The sequence below is a fragment of the Bacillus sp. FSL R9-9530 genome (assembly GCF_038008145.1).
Lineage (GTDB): Bacteria > Bacillota > Bacilli > Bacillales > Bacillaceae_G > Bacillus_A > Bacillus_A mycoides.
In genome coordinates this window covers 1,773,671-1,790,857 of record NZ_JBBOYO010000001.1, presented here as the reverse complement: position 1 = coordinate 1,790,857, position 17,187 = coordinate 1,773,671, and the positions used below count along the sequence as shown (strand labels likewise).

The 17,187-nt window shown below is 34.0% G+C and carries 16 protein-coding genes and 2 pseudogenes; 15 read left to right on the top strand and 3 right to left on the bottom strand.

From position 1 onward, the window contains the following. Positions 1–130 precede the first annotated feature (130 nt). The 5 genes from MKX66_RS08910 (at position 131) to MKX66_RS08890 (ending at position 4,922) form a co-directional block, all read left to right on the top strand. Complete coding sequence (locus tag MKX66_RS08910) at positions 131–1,570, top strand: GntP family permease (RefSeq protein ID WP_033709030.1); 1,440 nt, start codon at positions 131–133, stop codon at positions 1,568–1,570. A 303-nt stretch (positions 1,571–1,873) separates the two neighbouring features. Beyond that, positions 1,874–3,076 carry an iron-containing alcohol dehydrogenase gene (locus MKX66_RS08905; protein ID WP_033709032.1) on the top strand — a complete coding sequence of 401 codons (1,203 nt, stop codon included), beginning with the start codon at positions 1,874–1,876 and terminating at the stop codon, positions 3,074–3,076. Positions 3,077–3,224: 148 nt separating this feature from the next. Then, complete coding sequence (locus MKX66_RS08900; protein WP_002012596.1) at positions 3,225–3,923, top strand: aspartate/glutamate racemase family protein; 699 nt, start codon at positions 3,225–3,227, stop codon at positions 3,921–3,923. A gap of 88 nt (positions 3,924–4,011) precedes the next feature. Then, the gene (locus MKX66_RS08895; RefSeq protein WP_002085895.1) at positions 4,012–4,485 is read left to right on the top strand and encodes an SAM-dependent methyltransferase; all 474 of its coding nucleotides are present in this window, start codon (positions 4,012–4,014) and stop codon (positions 4,483–4,485) included. Next, a complete protein-coding gene (locus MKX66_RS08890; RefSeq protein WP_002085894.1) occupies positions 4,482–4,922 on the top strand; it encodes a GNAT family N-acetyltransferase in 441 nt (146 codons plus the stop codon). The genes MKX66_RS08895 and MKX66_RS08890 overlap by 4 nt, the downstream gene beginning before the upstream one ends. A 55-nt stretch (positions 4,923–4,977) precedes the next feature. Here MKX66_RS08890 and MKX66_RS08885 read toward each other — a convergent pair whose 3' ends face one another. Then, the gene (locus tag MKX66_RS08885) at positions 4,978–5,505 is read right to left on the bottom strand and encodes an HAD-IIIA family hydrolase (protein WP_016102095.1); all 528 of its coding nucleotides are present in this window, start codon (positions 5,503–5,505) and stop codon (positions 4,978–4,980) included. 171 nt (positions 5,506–5,676) lie between these two features. Between MKX66_RS08885 and MKX66_RS08880 the strand changes: the two genes are divergently transcribed. The 9 genes and pseudogenes from MKX66_RS08880 to MKX66_RS08845 all read left to right on the top strand — a co-directional run bounded on the left by MKX66_RS08880 (position 5,677) and on the right by MKX66_RS08845 (position 13,014). After that, positions 5,677–6,387 carry an ABC transporter ATP-binding protein gene (locus MKX66_RS08880; protein WP_002141616.1) on the top strand — a complete coding sequence of 237 codons (711 nt, stop codon included), beginning with the start codon at positions 5,677–5,679 and terminating at the stop codon, positions 6,385–6,387. Continuing rightward, positions 6,380–7,579, top strand: a complete 1,200-nt coding sequence (locus tag MKX66_RS08875) for an ABC transporter permease (RefSeq protein WP_061688413.1) — start codon at positions 6,380–6,382, stop codon at positions 7,577–7,579. Before MKX66_RS08880 ends, MKX66_RS08875 begins: the two co-directional genes overlap by 8 nt. 282 nt (positions 7,580–7,861) lie before the next feature. Continuing rightward, entirely contained in the window at positions 7,862–8,449 is a 588-nt protein-coding gene (locus MKX66_RS08870) for a YpjP family protein (RefSeq protein WP_002031682.1), read from the top strand. A 105-nt stretch (positions 8,450–8,554) separates the two neighbouring features. Beyond that, complete coding sequence (locus MKX66_RS08865; protein WP_341087637.1) at positions 8,555–9,199, top strand: HAD family hydrolase; 645 nt, start codon at positions 8,555–8,557, stop codon at positions 9,197–9,199. Between the two features lie 34 nt (positions 9,200–9,233). Next, a pseudogene (locus MKX66_RS30845) lies at positions 9,234–9,382 on the top strand (VOC family protein); the annotation flags it as partial. Between the two features lie 11 nt (positions 9,383–9,393). Continuing rightward, positions 9,394–10,326 carry an aminoglycoside phosphotransferase family protein gene (locus tag MKX66_RS08860; RefSeq protein ID WP_341085936.1) on the top strand — a complete coding sequence of 311 codons (933 nt, stop codon included), beginning with the start codon at positions 9,394–9,396 and terminating at the stop codon, positions 10,324–10,326. A gap of 294 nt (positions 10,327–10,620) precedes the next feature. Beyond that, complete coding sequence (locus tag MKX66_RS08855) at positions 10,621–11,502, top strand: AraC family transcriptional regulator (protein WP_341085935.1); 882 nt, start codon at positions 10,621–10,623, stop codon at positions 11,500–11,502. 112 nt (positions 11,503–11,614) lie between these two features. Further along, positions 11,615–12,724, top strand: coding sequence for an alpha/beta hydrolase (locus MKX66_RS08850; RefSeq protein WP_242308474.1), 1,110 nt, complete (start codon positions 11,615–11,617; stop codon positions 12,722–12,724). Positions 12,725–12,732: 8 nt separating this feature from the next. Beyond that, complete coding sequence (locus tag MKX66_RS08845) at positions 12,733–13,014, top strand: phosphatase PAP2 family protein (protein WP_002085886.1); 282 nt, start codon at positions 12,733–12,735, stop codon at positions 13,012–13,014. Between the two features lie 150 nt (positions 13,015–13,164). Here the strand turns inward: MKX66_RS08845 and tnpB are convergent. After that, positions 13,165–14,292 (bottom strand): annotated as a pseudogene (gene tnpB, locus MKX66_RS08840) (IS200/IS605 family element RNA-guided endonuclease TnpB). 266 nt (positions 14,293–14,558) lie between these two features. Continuing rightward, positions 14,559–16,016, bottom strand: coding sequence for a serine hydrolase (locus MKX66_RS08835; RefSeq protein ID WP_341085932.1), 1,458 nt, complete (start codon positions 16,014–16,016; stop codon positions 14,559–14,561). Positions 16,017–16,214: 198 nt separating this feature from the next. On the opposite strand from MKX66_RS08835, the gene MKX66_RS08830 reads away from it, so the two are divergent. After that, positions 16,215–17,171, top strand: a complete 957-nt coding sequence (locus tag MKX66_RS08830; protein WP_151627919.1) for a thymidylate synthase — start codon at positions 16,215–16,217, stop codon at positions 17,169–17,171. The last annotated feature ends 16 nt before the right edge of the window (positions 17,172–17,187 follow it).

The following is a 17,187-nucleotide window of genomic DNA, read 5'->3' as shown; positions in this document are numbered from 1 at the left end:
GGTGGGAGTCTTACTGCCCGCAAATAGCGGGATAAAAAGAGGAGGAATGTCATGAAATAAAAGGGTTCGAAATACGAGTAAAAGTTCGTCGTTAAAAGATTGAATTTTCAGTTTAAAAGGAGGGTTATAATTGGAGCTAGTTATTATTTTATTAGCACTTAGTTTACTCATGTTTGTAGCATATAAAGGATTTTCTGTAATATTATTCGCACCTATTTTTGCATTATTTGCGGTATTTTTGACAGAGCCTAGTTTTGTATTACCTTTCTTTTCAAATATTTTTATGGAGAAAATGGTAGGATTTATTAAATTATATTTCCCTGTGTTTTTACTTGGAGCAATATTTGGGAAAGTAGTAGAAATGTCAGGAATCGCTGATTCCATCGCAAAGACGATTGTAGAGTTAGTTGGAGAAAAACGTACAATTTTAGCGATTGTTTTAATGGGAGCTATTTTAACGTATAGCGGTGTTAGTGTGTATGTAGTGGTGTTCGCTATATTTCCGTTTGCGGCTAAGTTGTTTCGACAAGCGGATATTCCAAAACGTTTAATCCCTGGCACAATCGTTCTTGGAGCAGCGACATTTACAATGGATGCGCTTCCTGGATCACCACAAATTCAAAATGTAATACCTACAACTTTTTTTAAAACTGATATTTATGCAGCACCGATACTTGGTATTTTAGGCGCAATTTTTGTTTTAACGTTAGGTTTACTTTATTTAGAGAGTAAGCGTAAGAAGGCAAAAGCAGCAGGAGAAGGGTATTTTGGTTTTAACGATGGAAATTCTGAAATGGCAGCATCTTTGCAATTAGAACAAAAAGATATGCCGATATTAAGCGGTATTGAAATTACAAGAGTACAGCAAGTAATTGCGTTTGTACCACTTATTTTAGTAGGTGTAATGAATAAAGTTTTCACAATCATGATACCAAAGTGGTATCCAGATGGTTTTGATTTCTCAGCTATTGGTATGAAAGCATTTGGAAAAGTTGAATTAAGTGCGGTAGTTGGGATTTGGTCTGTAGAATTGGCACTTATTATAGGGATTTTATCAACGCTTTTATTATATTGGAAACGAGTAGTAACTGGATTTCAAGCTGGATTGAATACAAGTATTGGTGGAGCGCTACTTGCAACAATGAATACAGGCGCGGAGTTTGGATTTGGTGGTGTTATTGCAGCACTTCCAGGCTTTGCAATTATGAGAGATAGCATCTCTGCAACTTTCACGAATCCATTAGTAAATGGGGCAGTAACGACGAATATTTTAGCTGGAATTACAGGTTCAGCATCAGGCGGAATGGGAATTGTGTTAAGTGCGATGGGGGATAAATTTATTGCAGCGGCCAATCAATATGATATTCCATTAGAAGTTATGCACCGCATTGTATCAATGGCATCAGGCGGAATGGATACATTACCACATAATGGTGCAATTATTACTATTCTAACGGTAACAGGATTAACACATAAACAGTCATATAAAGATATATTTGCTATTACAATTTTGAAAACGATTGCTGTATTTGCAGTCATCGCATTCTATACTTTAACAGGGATCTATTAATACTAGTTAATATACGAAAAGAAAATATTTATTAGATTGATATTTTACATAATAAAATATTTATTGTAACTACTCAGTCACTCTATGAAAAATCGGCAGAAAAGTTTTTTAAGTTGGTCGAGAGAGGACCTGGCTATTTATAGGAGCGGTCAGGGCCTTTCCTGCCACGCGCAAAGTTTTAAAACAAAGTATATTAATAAGGGGGCTTATTTTAACTGGAATAATAGACTTTATCAAACTTCTGAATGAAATGCATGGCTGAGTAGTTGCAAATATTTATTATAAATAGAAGGGGTGGAGTACTTGCAAGAAGTTGCTGAGTTTCGTATGCCGAAGTCTGTATTATATGGAAGAAATTCGTTTGAAAAACTAGGGGATCAATCAAGAAAGTTAGGGAAAAGGGCTTTTATTGTCAGTGATACAATTATGGAGAGTTTCGGTTATGTTGAAAGATGTGTGGATCACTTAAATGCGAAAGGGATTACTGTTATTACGTACAATGAAGTAAACACTGAGCCTACAAATTTACACGTATTGGAAGCGTTATCTATTTGTAAAGAAGGAAAATGCGATTTTATCATAGGTATTGGAGGAGGAAGCTGTATTGATGCTGCGAAAGCAGTAGCAGTGTTATATACAAATGGTGGAGAAATTGAAGATTACGTCCAAAAGGATATAGAAATAGAATACAATCCACTACCGCTAATCGCAATCCCTACGACTTCTGGTACTGGATCGGAAGTAACAAGTGTAGCAGTAATTACAAATAAAAAAACAGATGTGAAAATGATGATAAAACATCCAAGCTTTATCCCTCATGTTGCTATAATAGACCCGATTTTTACAAGTTCGGTACCACCTCATATTACTGCAGCAACGGGAGTAGATGCATTATGCCATGCAATTGAAGCTTATATTTCTAAAGTTTCACAACCTCTTACAGATGTTCTTGCTCTTTCAGCTATTGAAAGCATTATGAAATATTTACGTATCGCATATGAAGATGGAGATAATATGGAAGCAAGGGAAGCAATGATGATTGCTTCATTACAAGCTGGGATTGCTTTTTCGAATGCATCTGTTACATTAGTGCATGGTATGTCCCGTCCAGTGGGAGCATTATTCCATGTACCACATGGAATATCGAATGCAATACTATTACCTACAGTTTTAGAGTTTACAAAAATGAGTGCAATAAAAAGGTTAGCAGAAGTAGGACGTAGCTTAAACAAAGATTTGTATTCTCATTCTGATGAAGAAGTAGCGAACTACACGATTGCTGAAATTAAGAAACTTTGTTTTGATCTTCGTATTCCTAATTTAAGAGAATACGGAATTGACGAAGTTGAATTTGAAAATGCTATTTCTAAAATGGCGAAAGATGCAATTGCAAGTGGTAGCCCAGGAAATAATCCACGAGTTCCTTCTTATGATGAAATCAAACAGTTGTATCGAGAGTGTTTTAATTATCAATATGAAGATGCTATAAAAACATCAGGGTTTTAATTTCAGAATATTATAATAAAATTTCCTTGGAAATAGTTAAAACAAGACTTTATATTATAAATTTAAAGTCTTGTTTTATTGTGTATAATATACATAATAAAATATTGTTATTGGTTTTATAAAAATAGTTTAGGTAGGTGTTTTTACTATGAAAACGATAGGTCTTATAGGTGGTATGAGTTGGGAATCAACTTCTGAATACTATCGAATTTTAAATGAAGAAATAAAAAGTAGATTAGGTGGATTACATTCAGCAAAATGTCTGATTAATAGTGTGAATTTTGAAGAGATTGAACGATTCCAGTCTAGCGGAGATTGGGAGGGAGCAGGAGAAGTATTAGGGAATACGGCGTATTCATTGCAGAAAGGAGGAGCAGACTTTATAATCATTTGCACAAATACAATGCATAAAGTAGTTGAGAAAATAAAGGAGAATATTAACATTCCAGTATTACATATTGCGGATGCAACTGCAAAAGAAATAAATAGAAAAGGTATTCAATCGGTTGGTCTGCTTGGAACAAAATATACGATGGAGCAAGATTTCTATAAATCACGTATAGAAGAGAATGATATAAAAGTAATAGTACCATTAGGAAAAGATAGAGAAAAAATAAATGAAGTAATATACAAAGAATTATGTTTAGGAAAGATAACATCTCAATCTAGAGAGTATTATAAAAGAGTTATAGAAGAGTTAGTGCAAAAAGGGGCGCAAGGAATAATATTAGGGTGTACAGAAATAGGGTTATTAATAAAGCAGGAAGACATATCAGTTCCGATATTTGATACAACGCATATACATGCGATTGAAGCAGTCAATTTCGCTTTAGATAATAGATTGTAATTATATTATGTAAACTCAACTCATTTGTCTGGAAAACATTCAGAAAATATTTTATAATGTAAGTGGTTACATTTAAGGGGGAATGCGGATGTTTTCAGTTCAGCCAATCGCATTTGTACATAATGAAAGAAAGGAAATAAAAGATGATGAGTGGGGAGAAGTAAGATCCTATATTACTTTAACTGATATGTATACAGAGGAAAGTATACAAGGGATTGAAGATTTTTCTCATATTGAAGTTGTCTTTTATTTTCATAAAGTAACTGATGAACAAATTCAATATTTTGCTAGACATCCTAGAAATAATAATGATTATCCTAAAGTAGGCATTTTTGCACAGCGCGGGAAAAATCGTCCGAATCGCATAGGAGCTACAATTGTAAAGGTGATCAAAAGAGAAGGTAAATCAATTATTGTTGAGGGGTTAGATGCTATTGATGGCACCCCTATATTGGATATAAAGCCGATAATGAAAGAGTTTATGCCGAAAGAAGAAATTCTACAGCCTAAATGGGTAACGGATATTATGAAACAATATTGGAAGGGGAATAAAACAAAATGAGAATATATGAGGCAACAATTGCAGATTTAGATGGACTAGCATCTGTTTTTAATAACTATCGCGTATTTTATCGACAAGATTCCGATATTGAAGGAGCAAAAGTGTTTTTACGAAATCGAATCGAGAGAAAAGAATCCATTATTTTCGTGGCAGTTGAAGATGGAGAATATATCGGATTCACGCAACTATATCCATCATTTTCTTCTATTTCGATGAAAGAGTTATGGATTTTAAATGATCTGTTTGTACAAAAGGCGAAGCGCGGAGCCGGAACAGGTAAAAAATTGTTAGAAGCTGCAAAAGAATTTGCCTTAGAAAATGGCGCAAAAGGTGTGAAATTACAAACAGAGATTGATAATTTATCAGCTCAGCGATTATACGCTGAAAATGGATACTTGAGAGATAATCGTTATTTCCATTATGAATTAACTTTTTGAAATATATATAGTTAAATGAGACGTTTTCAATGTGAAGACGTCTCATTTAATTTTTTTATTGATGATTTAAAATCCAATTTGTAGCATCTTCAAAGTTTTCTGCGATGTAGTTTGGTTCAATATGTGCCCATTTATCTCGGAATGTATGTAAAGCATCATATCCAGCGCCAGTTTGAACCAATATAGTCGTTGCATTTACTTTTGCCCCAGCAACAATATCCGTCCAGCGATCACCGATTACAGCGCATTTTGTTAAATCAAGCCCATGTTTTTCCGCTGCTTGCAGGAGCATACCTGCGCTCGGTTTGCGGCATTCACATCCATCACCATGTTTATGAGGACATAGATAAATATCATCAAAACCAAACTCTTTTAATTCTTTCGTAAAATCATTCGCAGTTGCTTTTCCATCCGCGATACCTGGTTGATTCGTAAAAGAGAATAGTTTAATATTTTGTGCTTTTAACTTTTGTAAAGATTCCTTTGTAAAAGGAAATAATGTGAAAGAACCTGGATAATGTATTGTAGTATCACCGCCAATTGTTCCGTCACGATCAATGAATATTGCTTCAATGTTTGTCATAGTTATAGTCCTTTCAATTTAAATTAAAATCTATAAACATTAAGTATTCTCTTGAAATATGCTTTTTCCTGCTACAGAAATAAATATATCAGAAGTGATATAATACTATATTAAGAGGGATATGTTATCATTTTCCTTGATTGTAATGTAAATGGAAAGAAGGTAAGTATTATGTTAGAGGTGAATATCCGCTCAGCCGGATATGAAATTGGTGAAAAGACAGTTCATGATATTGCATTTGCAATTGAAAAAGGAGAGTTAGTGGCTCTTATTGGTGCAAATGGCGTAGGAAAGAGTACGACAATTAAGTCGATACTCGGTTTGCTTGTCAATATGGATGGTGAAATCTCGTTTGGTGAAAAGAAAAATCCATATGCATATGTACCGGAGCATCCCACTTATTATGATTATTTAACTCTATGGGAGCATATTGAATTGTTAATGGCTGCCCGTGGAAATGAAGAGGGACATTGGGAGGACAAAGCAAAAGAATTATTACATACGTTTCGAATGGAAAAACATATACACGAATACATATCAAAATTTTCAAAAGGTATGAAACAAAAATCGATGCTAATATTAGCATTTTTAACAGAGCCAGATTTCTATATTATTGATGAGCCTTTTATCGGTTTAGATCCAGTAGCCACGAAAGACTTTTTGAATTATTTATATAAAGAAAAAGAGCGAGGAGCAGGTATATTACTTTGTACGCACGTGCTGGATACAGCTGAAAGAATTTGTGAAAGATTTTTACTCATTTCGCAAGGTACATTAGTAGCAGATGGGCATTTAGAGGCGATCCAATCGTTAGCAGAAATGCCAGGACGTACACTGTTAGATTGTTTCGATGCAATTGTAAGGCGGGAACAAAATGATTAAACAACAGTTTAATAAAAGGTTACGTCATGAATTGCAAAGAAAATGGAAAGCGATTCGTTCTGTAACAGATTGGACAGTAGCATTATATATTATTATTCCAGCACTTATATTTGCGGGGATCTATTATCGTTCACTATGGATGAAAGAATTATCGATGGAAGAGAACATTTATTTTGGGTTAGGTTTACTTGCGTTTTATTTTGTCACATTTTCAAGAGGAGTTCGCTCATTTTTTGAACAAGCAGATAGTTTATTTTTAATTTCGTACCCAAATCATATGCGAAAATTAATGAAGCTTGGCATTATATATACGTTAATTCGGATTGCAATAACGAACGCAATTGTAGTATTCATTATGCTGCCTATATTGATGAAAAGTATGGGAGCGACAATTATACAAATCGTACTGTTCTGGATGTTCTTTACTGTTTTTCGATTTATGCTATCGTTGTTGACGAGATTCATAAATGTACGTGTGGGGAAACGATGGGTTTTATTGATTATAAAAGATGTTATATTTTCTTTAAGTTTAGTCTATTTTGGAATCAGTGTATTTTTCATTTTTAAAAATCCATTGTATTTCATATTATTTACCGGCCTAGTAGCTGTACTTACTGTAGTCTTAGTAAAAGAAAAGATGAATTATAAAAATTTCTTTTTTAAAGAAGTTGAGAAAGAAAAAGAAGAAAGTATGCGCTGGACTGTAGGGATTATGCAAGTTGGTGGTCATGCAGCTAAACCAAGTAGTTCGAATAAAAAACCGTGGATGTTCCCTCGGTCTAAAAAGATATTAGGAAAAAATTCTGATTCGCGTATTGTAGAAGCTTTTTTAAAAGAATTTTTGCGTACAAGTAGTGCTTTAATATTTTATGTTCAAATTGTATGTATAAGTACTGTAAGTATTATCGTGACTCCGCAGTGGATAACAGCTATTATTCTTGTATTTGCTATAGTTGCTATTTCTCGCTATGCGCGTGATTATTGGAATGAATTTACGAAGAAAATGTTTCTACATTTATATTGTGATGAAGGAGAATTACTATTATTAAGGTGGAAGGCGGATCGTTATTTGCTCCTTCCAGTCGTATTCATATACGGGACGGTCATCCTTTCTCAGTTTTATTTATTACCAGCAGTAATTATTGGAGTTATTTTTATAGTATTCATTGGTTGGATTGTATTTTTACCATAGAAAAAGAGCCGGAAGCGGCTCTTTTTCTAGTCTGTAACACACTGGTAAATAAAATATACTAAAAGGAGTATGCTTGCGGCGGAGTACACGACATCTAAAGTCATCTGATTGCCCCCTCATTGTTGTTGTATTTATAGTGTATGAAATCTTACAATTTCATATTCAAGTGAAAAATATGTGAACGTTAACAAAATTGTAAAGTGCAAAAATTACAATCATTTTGTATAATAGAAGAAACAACCGTTATATAAAATATAATGAGTGAAAGGGGAGGGAACATAAATGCCAAATTGGTTTAGAAAAACCTTAGTCGCATTAATTACCGTATTTACGTTTGGTTTAGTGACGCCTCCTTCCATATTACTTGATAATGCCAAAGCTGCGGACAAGCCTACGAGCACAGCTGGGCAACAAAATCTGGAGAGTACGTCCTATACATATGAAGAAACAAATGATAGGTTAACCACCGATACTTTTGTTAACTATGCGATGCAAGAAGCAGAGAAGCAATCTATGCAAAAATTCGGCTCTAAAATTGGGCCTGTAATTGAAGATGAATTTAAAGATGTTGTATTACCTAAAATTGAAGAGGCAATTGCGGAACTTGCAAATGATGTGCCAGAAGAATCTTTGCAATCATTAGCGATTTCTCAAAGACCGGCTGGTGGAAATAATGAAAAGATTTTTCATGTTTATGACACGAAATCAGGAAATGACTTACTGCGATTTCATGTGAGGAGAGATCATCCACCGCAAGATGGATATTATTTTAATTTCCACTATCATCGTTTTGATGATGGATATTCAGGACACCATGAGTTAGGAAATATTTATTGGAATACGAATGTACCGCCGAAATGGTTGTCTTAAAAAGAACGAGAGAAAATCTTGTTCTTTTTTTATGTGTATGAAAGGGTAAGACATTTATGTTGTTGAATAACATAGGTTTAGGAAAAAAGAAAAGGGAGTATGGGGATGCAAAAATATATCGTTTTTGACTTTGATGGCACATTAGTAGATTCACAAAATATATTTGTACCAATTTATAATCAACTTGCTGAAAAGCATGGATATAAGACAGTTAGTGAGGAAGAAATTGAGCCTTTACGAAAATTGACTATTTCTGAAAGATGTAAAAAACTCGATGTACCACTTTATAAACTTCCTATATTGGCGTTAGAGTTTTATAAATTATATCAACCTGCTATAAAAGATCTCGTTTTATTCCATGGGATGAAAGATGTATTAGATGAATTACATAAAAAAGACTACGGGATTGCGATTATATCTTCGAACTCAGAAGAGCATATTAGGGCATTTTTACATAGTAATGGCATAGAAAATATTCAAGAAGTGTATTGTTCTAAAAATTTGTTTGGTAAAGATAAAATGATTAAAAGATTTTTAAAGTCGAAAAAGCTAACAGAACAAGATTTGTTGTATGTCGGTGATGAACAACGTGATATTACAGCTTGTAAAAAAGCTGGTGTGAATGTCATTTGGGTTTCTTGGGGGTATGACGTAATTGAGACAGTAAAAGGAGACGTGCCAGATTATATGGTTAATACGCCAGGGGAAATTGTGCAAGTAGTACAGGCGGCACATTCTCAATATAAATAAACTTCGAGCAGTTATTTATCATATTGAATTTTGGGTAGCAAAGTTTCTTACTGGCAATAAGGTGAAGGTTATACGTGGTCCAATTGAAATGAATCATTATTCGGATGTTACTATACAATAGACTTTTATGACCCGAAGGGCTTTATTGTAGAGGTTGCGTATACAGCGAATACAGAAATGTAAGGAGAATAGACATGAAGATAATTACAACGTGGAAAAACAATATACAAATAGTAAAAGATGCTGCAAATATTGAAGAAATCTCTAAAGGTTTCTCTCCTGATAAAAAATATATTATTACGACTACTGATGATGAAAAATATTTATTACGGACAGGTGATATAAAAGAGTATGATAGGAAAAAAATAGAGTTTCAAATTTTAAATGAAATGGTAAAACGTAACGTGCAGGCTCAAAGACCAATTGAACTCGGTATATTGGAGGAAGAAGATTTATGTTATAGTATTTTTTCATATTTAGAAGGAGAAGATGCTAAGAAGCTATTGCCTACATATACGCCAAGAGAACAATATGATATTGGTATAGCAGCAGGAAAAGACTTAGCAAAAATGCATACACATGAAGCTCCTAAGGATATACTCTCATGGTATGAAAGAGCAATGAAAAAACATCGAAAATATGTAGAGGCATATAAAACATGCGGAATACGAATTAAAAATGATGATAAAATCATAAAGTTTATAGATGAAAATGAAAAATATTTAAAGAACCGCCCAAATCGATTTCAACACGATGATTTTCATTTAGAAAATATAATTGTACGTGATGCGAAATATGTAGGTGTTGTTGATTTTAACGGCTATGATTGGGGCGATCCACTTCATGATTTCGTAAAAATTGCATTATTTGCAAGAGACATTAGTATCCCATATTCAATCGGACAAATAGAAGGATACTTTAATGGGAGAATACCAGAGGAGTTTTGGAAATTATATGCGGTTTACGTTGGCATGACGGTTTTTTCTTCAGTTGTCTGGAGTTTACGAGCAGCACCGCATATGTTAGATGATACGTTAGAACGTCTTACTATAGTTTTAGAGGATCATAAAAACTTTGAATTATCAAAGCCAATCTGGTTTGATAGTGAAATGATGAATAAAAAATAAGGATAGCAGGTGGTAAATCTCACACCTGCTATTTGTAAATAACTCATGAGACGGTCTCTTTACATACTATGTATGTAGTTTTTTTATGAAGGAATGAAAACCTTGACGTCTACTTTATCCCGCTATTTGCCGGGCAGTAAAACTCCCACCTCAAAATTCGGCTTGAGCAAAGAAGTTAGGTGGAAGCCCTGCTGCCCGTAAACGCTCGATTGGTGAAGGCTAATAATCAGTGGGGATGAACAAAATCCCCACTGATTAAAGTTTCACTTTATAATATAAAAAGGGGGTGGACTATTGAAAATCAGGCAAGGTAAATATGAAGAAATAAAATTACGCGATAGAATTCCAGGAATGGTTGAATATATAGAGGACACGATGTTACCTACTGGTTTTCACTATTATATTCCTCCTCACTGGCATAGAAGTATTGAAATTAGTCTAGTCGTATATGGAGAGGTTTTCTTGTATGTGAATGGGCAAAAAAAGAAAGTATCCGCTGGCGAATTTATTTTTGTGAATAGTGGCGATGTTCATGAATTCGAAAAAGTTAAAAATACAAGTTGTGCAGTAATGATGTTAATTATTTCTTATGAATTTCTTAAAGAGGTAAATGGAGATTTTGATAAATATAGATTTAATATAAAAGAATCAGTTGTTCAGAAAACTAACCTCCAGCAAATATTTTATGAATTAAAGGAGTTAGTCACAAATTCTGATGATTTAAGTTACATAAAAATTAATAGTTTAATTTATGAAATTGTTTATATTCTATTGCGATATTGCAAAGAAGGAGAGAGTATAGACAATAATTATCAACTTGGAAATAAACAGAAAGAAATGATTACGTATATTTATAAACATTATGATGAAGAACTTAAACTGAAAGATGTAGCTAAACATTTTTTTGTAAGTGAAGAACATTTTTCCCGTATGTTCAAAAAATCGTTCGGATCAAATTTCACCACTTTTTTAACGAGATACAGGCTCTATAAAGCGTATGAAGATATTATTAATAGTACAAATTCTATACAAGATATAGCAGTGAAACACGGATTTCCAAATGTAAAATCATTTATTTCACAGTTTAAAGAAAAATACGGATATACACCATTACAGTATAGGAAAAATATCATATCAAAAAATGACAATAATCGAATCAAATATGAACAACAATAAAAAAACGTTTCATGTTACATTTTGTACATGGAACGTATTTTTATTTAGTAAACGGGAAGTTATATAATCCTGAATAATCAAAGCGCTTGAATTTAGAGGGGAGAAATATTAGATGACTAGAAAATATGACTTAGACTTATTAGAAAAAATGCAAGAAAAACAAGAAACCATCAATGTGCAGGGGGCGAAAGTTTTAGTAAAAAACATACCAGATTGTGATGAAAAAGGAGCGATGGATCCACGTCTTTATAAGGACACGAAGGTTCAAATGAATGTAATGAGGTTTATGCCTAAAAATATGATGAAAATGGACGCTTCTGAAAAATCGGTAAGGAATATGCGAAAACAATTTAATGGAATTAAGAGTGTTCCAATTGTCACTAAAGACGTTAATATTACGCATAAAACAGTGAAAGCGGAAGATGGATATGATATTCCGATAAGAATTTATAACAGTGTTTCTAAACAAGAGAATGCGCCAGTTTTATACTTTATTCATGGTGGTGGATTTATGGCAGGATCACCAGATGTAGTAGAAGAACTTGTGAAATTGATAGTAGAAAAAACAGATATACTAGCCGTTTCTGTGGATTATCGATTAGCTCCGGAAAATCCTTTTCCAACTGGGCATACAGATTGCTACACTACTTTAAAGTGGATTTATGAAAATGCTGATACATTAGGCGGGGATAAGAATAATATCTTTGTGGCAGGTGATAGTGCAGGAGGGAACTTAACACAGTATTGTACAACTAAAGATATGGAAGATGGTAGGAAGTACGTGAAGGGACAGTTGCTTCTGTATCCTACACTTAATATGTGTGACTATGAAGATGAATTTTATTCTTGGAGTATAGATAAATATGAAATTGCTCCTAAGTATAAAAAAGGATTAGAAAAAATGCTTAATATAATGCATTCAATGGTTGGAGGTATGTCAGAAGTACTGGGTACGAAAGAAATTCATTCGAAGTATTTAAGTCCATATGTTGATGTATCCCCAGACTATCCAAGTACATTTATTACGGTAGGAGAGCATGATTTTTTAATGATAGAATGTTTAGCGTATGCAGCTAAATTGACTAAAAAAGGAGTGGATACTGAAACGGTCCTTTATCGTGGTTTAGGGCACGCTTATGGAGATAATGTAGGGGTTTATCCTCAAAGTGAAGATTTAGCAATTGAGATGGGGAATTTTATATTAAAGCATAGTGGAAAGTAGGAGAAATGATGGGAAATAGAAAAGTGATATTAATTTCCAGCTTCGCTATTTTACTATGTATCTTTGCATTTACAGACTTACAAATATCCAATAGTTTATATGAACCAACTAATAAGATACTAGTACCAATGAGTCGTATTGTGGTAGGAGCCCATTTTGCTTCAGATGTTACAGTTGGAGTCGCTATTTCAGTTACTGTTTTTATGTGTTTGAAAAAATTTATATGGAAAGATAAGAAAAATAAACGCACAAATAATAATGATGTTCTTCCACATTCATTGAATCGGTAATAAGAAAGTCTTTTCCTTTGAGGGAATATAATAATTAATGCATGGCTTGTTCATTAAGCTGTTTTGTTGAACTACTCACCACTTAACATTCTCACGGACTGTTTGAAGTGGGAGTTTCCTAAGTACAGAAACCTAACGGTTTCTAATTCATTAGGCTATCCCCGTAGTTCCTACGGTTAAGAGACGAATTGCTTCATTTCTAAGATTGAGTGCTGCATTTCGATCTCTATCGTGATGTGCGCCACAAGAAGGGCAATCCCACTCACGAATGGTTAGATTTTTAACGTCTTTGTTTTTGTATTCACAATTGGAGCATAATTGACTAGAAGCAAATGTTTTAGATACTATAACAACTTGTTTGCCATACCATTTTGCTTTATATTCCTACATAGTCCGAAATTGTGACCAAGATACTTCACTAATCGCTTTTGCAAGCTTTCTATTTTTGAGCATGTTACTGACTTGTAAGTCTTCCATACCGATAACATCGTGGTTTTTGATGATTTCAGTAGAAAGTTTATGTAAGTAATCAGCTCTTGCATTTGCAATATGTTCATGAATTCGTGCAACGTTCACACGTTGTTTATTCCAGTTCGAAGAACCTTTTGTTCTTCTAGAAAGGATACGTTGTGCTTTCGCTAACTTCTCTTCTAATGTACGGAAGAATTTAGGGTTCTTGTATGTTGTGCCATCAGAAAGAATGGCAAAATCTTTTAATCCAACATCAATTCCACAAGTGGAATCAGTTTTAGGCATTTCTTGTACGCTTGTTTGAACAAAGATAGATACAAAGTATTTACCACTTGGGTTACGACGAATCGTTGCATGCAAGATACGCCCTTCTACTTCACGACTTTTAGCAAAGCGAACAAGGCCAAGTTTCGGTAATTTTATTGTGTTGCCTACAATTCCAATATTTCCGTTTGTTTGCTTAGTTGTGTAGGATTGAACTGTATTCTTTTTAGACTTGAATCGAGGCATATCATTCTGTTTCTTGAAAAAACGTGAAAAAGCATCTGCGAGGTTTTTTAATGTGGATTGAAGAGCGATACTATCTACTTCTTTTAACCAAATCGTATCCTGTTGCTTCTTTAATTGAGTAAGCTTGGCAGAGCAAGAAAAGTAGGTTAACCCTTTTCTTGCTTCTTTATACGTATCATTCCAAAGAGCAAGGAAATAGTTAAATACAAAGCGACTGCAACCGATTGTTTTAGCAATTAATATTTCTTGTTTCTTATTCGGGTAGATACGAAATTTATATGCTTTATTTACTAACATAGGTTGCACCTCACTTTTTCATCGTATATCTACAGTATACAAAAAAACGTAGGCTTACGCCTACTGACATTCATCTCCCACCTAAAATTGGTGTTTCACACCTTCACATTTTTGAGGAAGGAGTCTTCTGTCAGAAAACGATAAATAATTTAGCATTTGGGTTATCCTCATTTCATTTATTAAATTCAATAATAGGATTGGTTGCAAGGTGAATTTCTAATTCCGAAATAATAGAGGGAAGAGTAATCTTCCCTCTATTTAATTTGTTATTTAATTTTCGTAAATGTAAGAGGCTGAGTACTTAAAGTTGCAGGTACGTGTAATTGAAGAGTCGGGAATTCACCATTTACATTCATATCATAAGCGAATAAAAGCCCCATTTTCATTTGGAACAAACTAATTGATGCTGAGAAGATGTCGTAATGATGATGTTTTAGCTGAAATTCCATATCCATAAATTGTACATGTAGGAAATCATCTTGTTTGTATACTTTCAGTGTTCCATAAGCGGGATGCTCAAAAGTTCCAGTGTAGTCATCTAATGCATGAGAAGGGGTAGTCTCTTTTATTGGTTCGGGAAGTGATGTAGTTGCCTCTTTCATCATTTCTTTCATTTTTTCACTATCTTCTACAGCGCGTTCATGCCAGTTGATATATTCTAGTCCGAGAAGTTCATCGTAAATATGCTTTGTAATATAAGTAGGAAGTAAAGTTTGTCCAGAATTTGTTAGTACGATAATACCGATATTTTCGTTTGGCATAAATGACGCAAGTGCAGAAAACCCATCAATATTACCGCCGTGATGAATCATTTTATAACCGCGGTAAGCACTAATAAACCAACCAAGTCCATAGCTATTTAATGGTGATTCACTCGTTGATAACATTGGCTGATCCGGGATTGGAGTGTGTGGTGTATACATGTCTTGGAGTAGTTCAGTAGAAATCAAATCATGATTTTCTATTTTTCCTTCGTTTAAATGAAGCAAAACCCATTTTGCCATATCTTCAATGGTAGAATTAATACATCCAGCCGCTCCAACTGTATCGATATTTCGGAATGGAATTTCTTTTATTTCACCGTCATTTTCAATATAAGGTAAAGCATAATCATCTGTATTTTGTGAGTCTGTAACAGAGAAGTTTGTATGCCTCATATTTAAAGGCTCTAAAATATGTTCTGTAACGTATTGCTCCCATGTTTGATTCGTAATATTTTCCACAATATAACTAATTGTCGCATACATTAAGTTGTTATAAAGAAATGCTGTGCGGAACGGAGCATCAAGTGATAAATGTTTTATTTTTTCTACTATATCTTTTCGAGTTAAAGAAGAGCTGTACCAAAGAGCATCATGACGACTTACCCCAGTACGATGAGAAGCTAAATCTCGTCCTGTAACTTGCGAGTTAGCGAGCATATCGGATAGAGAGAAGTTAGATACGTAAGTTTGGATAGGAGTATCCCAATTAAACTTTTTTTGCTGTGCTAATAAGCTTAATGAAAGTGTACCGAATGCTTTCGTCGCAGAACCGATTGCGAATCGTGTCTGCGGAGTAACAGCCTCTTTTTTCTCTATGTTACGATAGCCGAAACCTTCTGAAATAATGACCTCACCATCTTTTATAACAGCTACAGCCGCTCCAGGAACGTGTAAATCCTTCATCATCTTCTCAACCTTATGTTGTAACGTACTTAAAACAGGAGTTTTGATTTTAGACATGCTTCCAACCTCCAAATATAATTTTTATGTTCCGCACTATACTTTCTGTAATAGAAAAGTGAAAACCTTTTTTAATATTGAAAGTTAATAATTTTGTAAGAAATATTGAAAGAATTTTTATTAATTTGGATTATTAAATTCGCTGTTTTTCATGTTATGATAAATCTCATATAAGATTGAAAGAAGGTTTTCTTACATATGAAACATGCTGAATATGAATACTTAAATTTATGCCGTCATGTAATGGAGAACGGTACGAAGAAAGAAGATCGTACAGGGACAGGTACTGTATCTGTATTTGGATATCAAATGCGTTTCGATCTAAGTAAAGGATTTCCTTTATTAACGACAAAGAGAGTGCCATTTCGCCTAGTAGCAAGTGAACTGCTTTGGTTTATGAAAGGTGATACAAACATTCGCTATTTATTGCAACATAATAATAATATTTGGAATGAATGGGCGTTTAAGAGCTGGGTAGAAAGCGATGAGTATACTGGTCCTGATATGACAGATTTCGGTCTTCGCTCACAACAAGATGAGGAATTTAAAGTGCAGTACGATGAGCAAATGGAATTGTTTAAAAAGAACGTTTTAGAAGATGATGATTTCTCGAATAAATATGGTTATTTAGGAGATGTATACGGAAAGCAGTGGCGTGCCTGGAAAACGACAGCTGGTGAGACGCTTGATCAATTAAAAGATGTAATTGAAATGATTAAAAAAACGCCAGACTCCCGTCGCTTAATTGTTTCTGCCTGGAATCCTGAAGATGTACCAAGTATGGCATTACCACCTTGTCATACGCTATTCCAGTTTTATGTAGCGGATGGCAAACTTTCTTGTCAGTTATATCAAAGAAGTGGTGACATATTCCTTGGAATTCCATTTAACATTGCAAGTTACTCATTACTAACACATTTAATCGCACATGAATGTGGTCTTGAAGTGGGAGAATTTGTTCATACAATTGGAGATGCACACATTTATACGAATCATTTTGAACAAGTAGAAAAGCAATTGGCACGTGAACCACGTCCATTCCCGAAACTTACATTAAATCCAGATGTGAAATCTGTGTTTGATTTTGAAATGGAAGATTTAACGATTGAAGGATATGATCCACACCCAGCAATTAAAGCACCGGTTGCAGTATAATTGTAGAGGAGATGAA

Excerpts from the sequence above, each read along its gene's own strand:
- MKX66_RS08830 (WP_151627919.1), top strand. The coding sequence starts at position 16,215 with ATGAAACATGCTGAATATGAATACTTAAATTTATGCCGTCATGTAATG.
- MKX66_RS08835 (WP_341085932.1), bottom strand. The coding sequence starts at position 16,016 with ATGTCTAAAATCAAAACTCCTGTTTTAAGTACGTTACAACATAAGGTT.
- MKX66_RS08900 (WP_002012596.1), top strand. The coding sequence starts at position 3,225 with ATGAAAACGATAGGTCTTATAGGTGGTATGAGTTGGGAATCAACTTCT.
- MKX66_RS08880 (WP_002141616.1), top strand. The coding sequence starts at position 5,677 with ATGTTAGAGGTGAATATCCGCTCAGCCGGATATGAAATTGGTGAAAAG.
- MKX66_RS08870 (WP_002031682.1), top strand. The coding sequence starts at position 7,862 with ATGCCAAATTGGTTTAGAAAAACCTTAGTCGCATTAATTACCGTATTT.
- MKX66_RS08865 (WP_341087637.1), top strand. The coding sequence starts at position 8,555 with ATGCAAAAATATATCGTTTTTGACTTTGATGGCACATTAGTAGATTCA.
- MKX66_RS08860 (WP_341085936.1), top strand. The coding sequence starts at position 9,394 with ATGAAGATAATTACAACGTGGAAAAACAATATACAAATAGTAAAAGAT.
- MKX66_RS08875 (WP_061688413.1), top strand. The coding sequence starts at position 6,380 with ATGATTAAACAACAGTTTAATAAAAGGTTACGTCATGAATTGCAAAGA.
- MKX66_RS08850 (WP_242308474.1), top strand. The coding sequence starts at position 11,615 with ATGACTAGAAAATATGACTTAGACTTATTAGAAAAAATGCAAGAAAAA.
- MKX66_RS08890 (WP_002085894.1), top strand. The coding sequence starts at position 4,482 with ATGAGAATATATGAGGCAACAATTGCAGATTTAGATGGACTAGCATCT.
- MKX66_RS08885 (WP_016102095.1), bottom strand. The coding sequence starts at position 5,505 with ATGACAAACATTGAAGCAATATTCATTGATCGTGACGGAACAATTGGC.
- MKX66_RS08895 (WP_002085895.1), top strand. The coding sequence starts at position 4,012 with ATGTTTTCAGTTCAGCCAATCGCATTTGTACATAATGAAAGAAAGGAA.
- MKX66_RS08845 (WP_002085886.1), top strand. The coding sequence starts at position 12,733 with ATGGGAAATAGAAAAGTGATATTAATTTCCAGCTTCGCTATTTTACTA.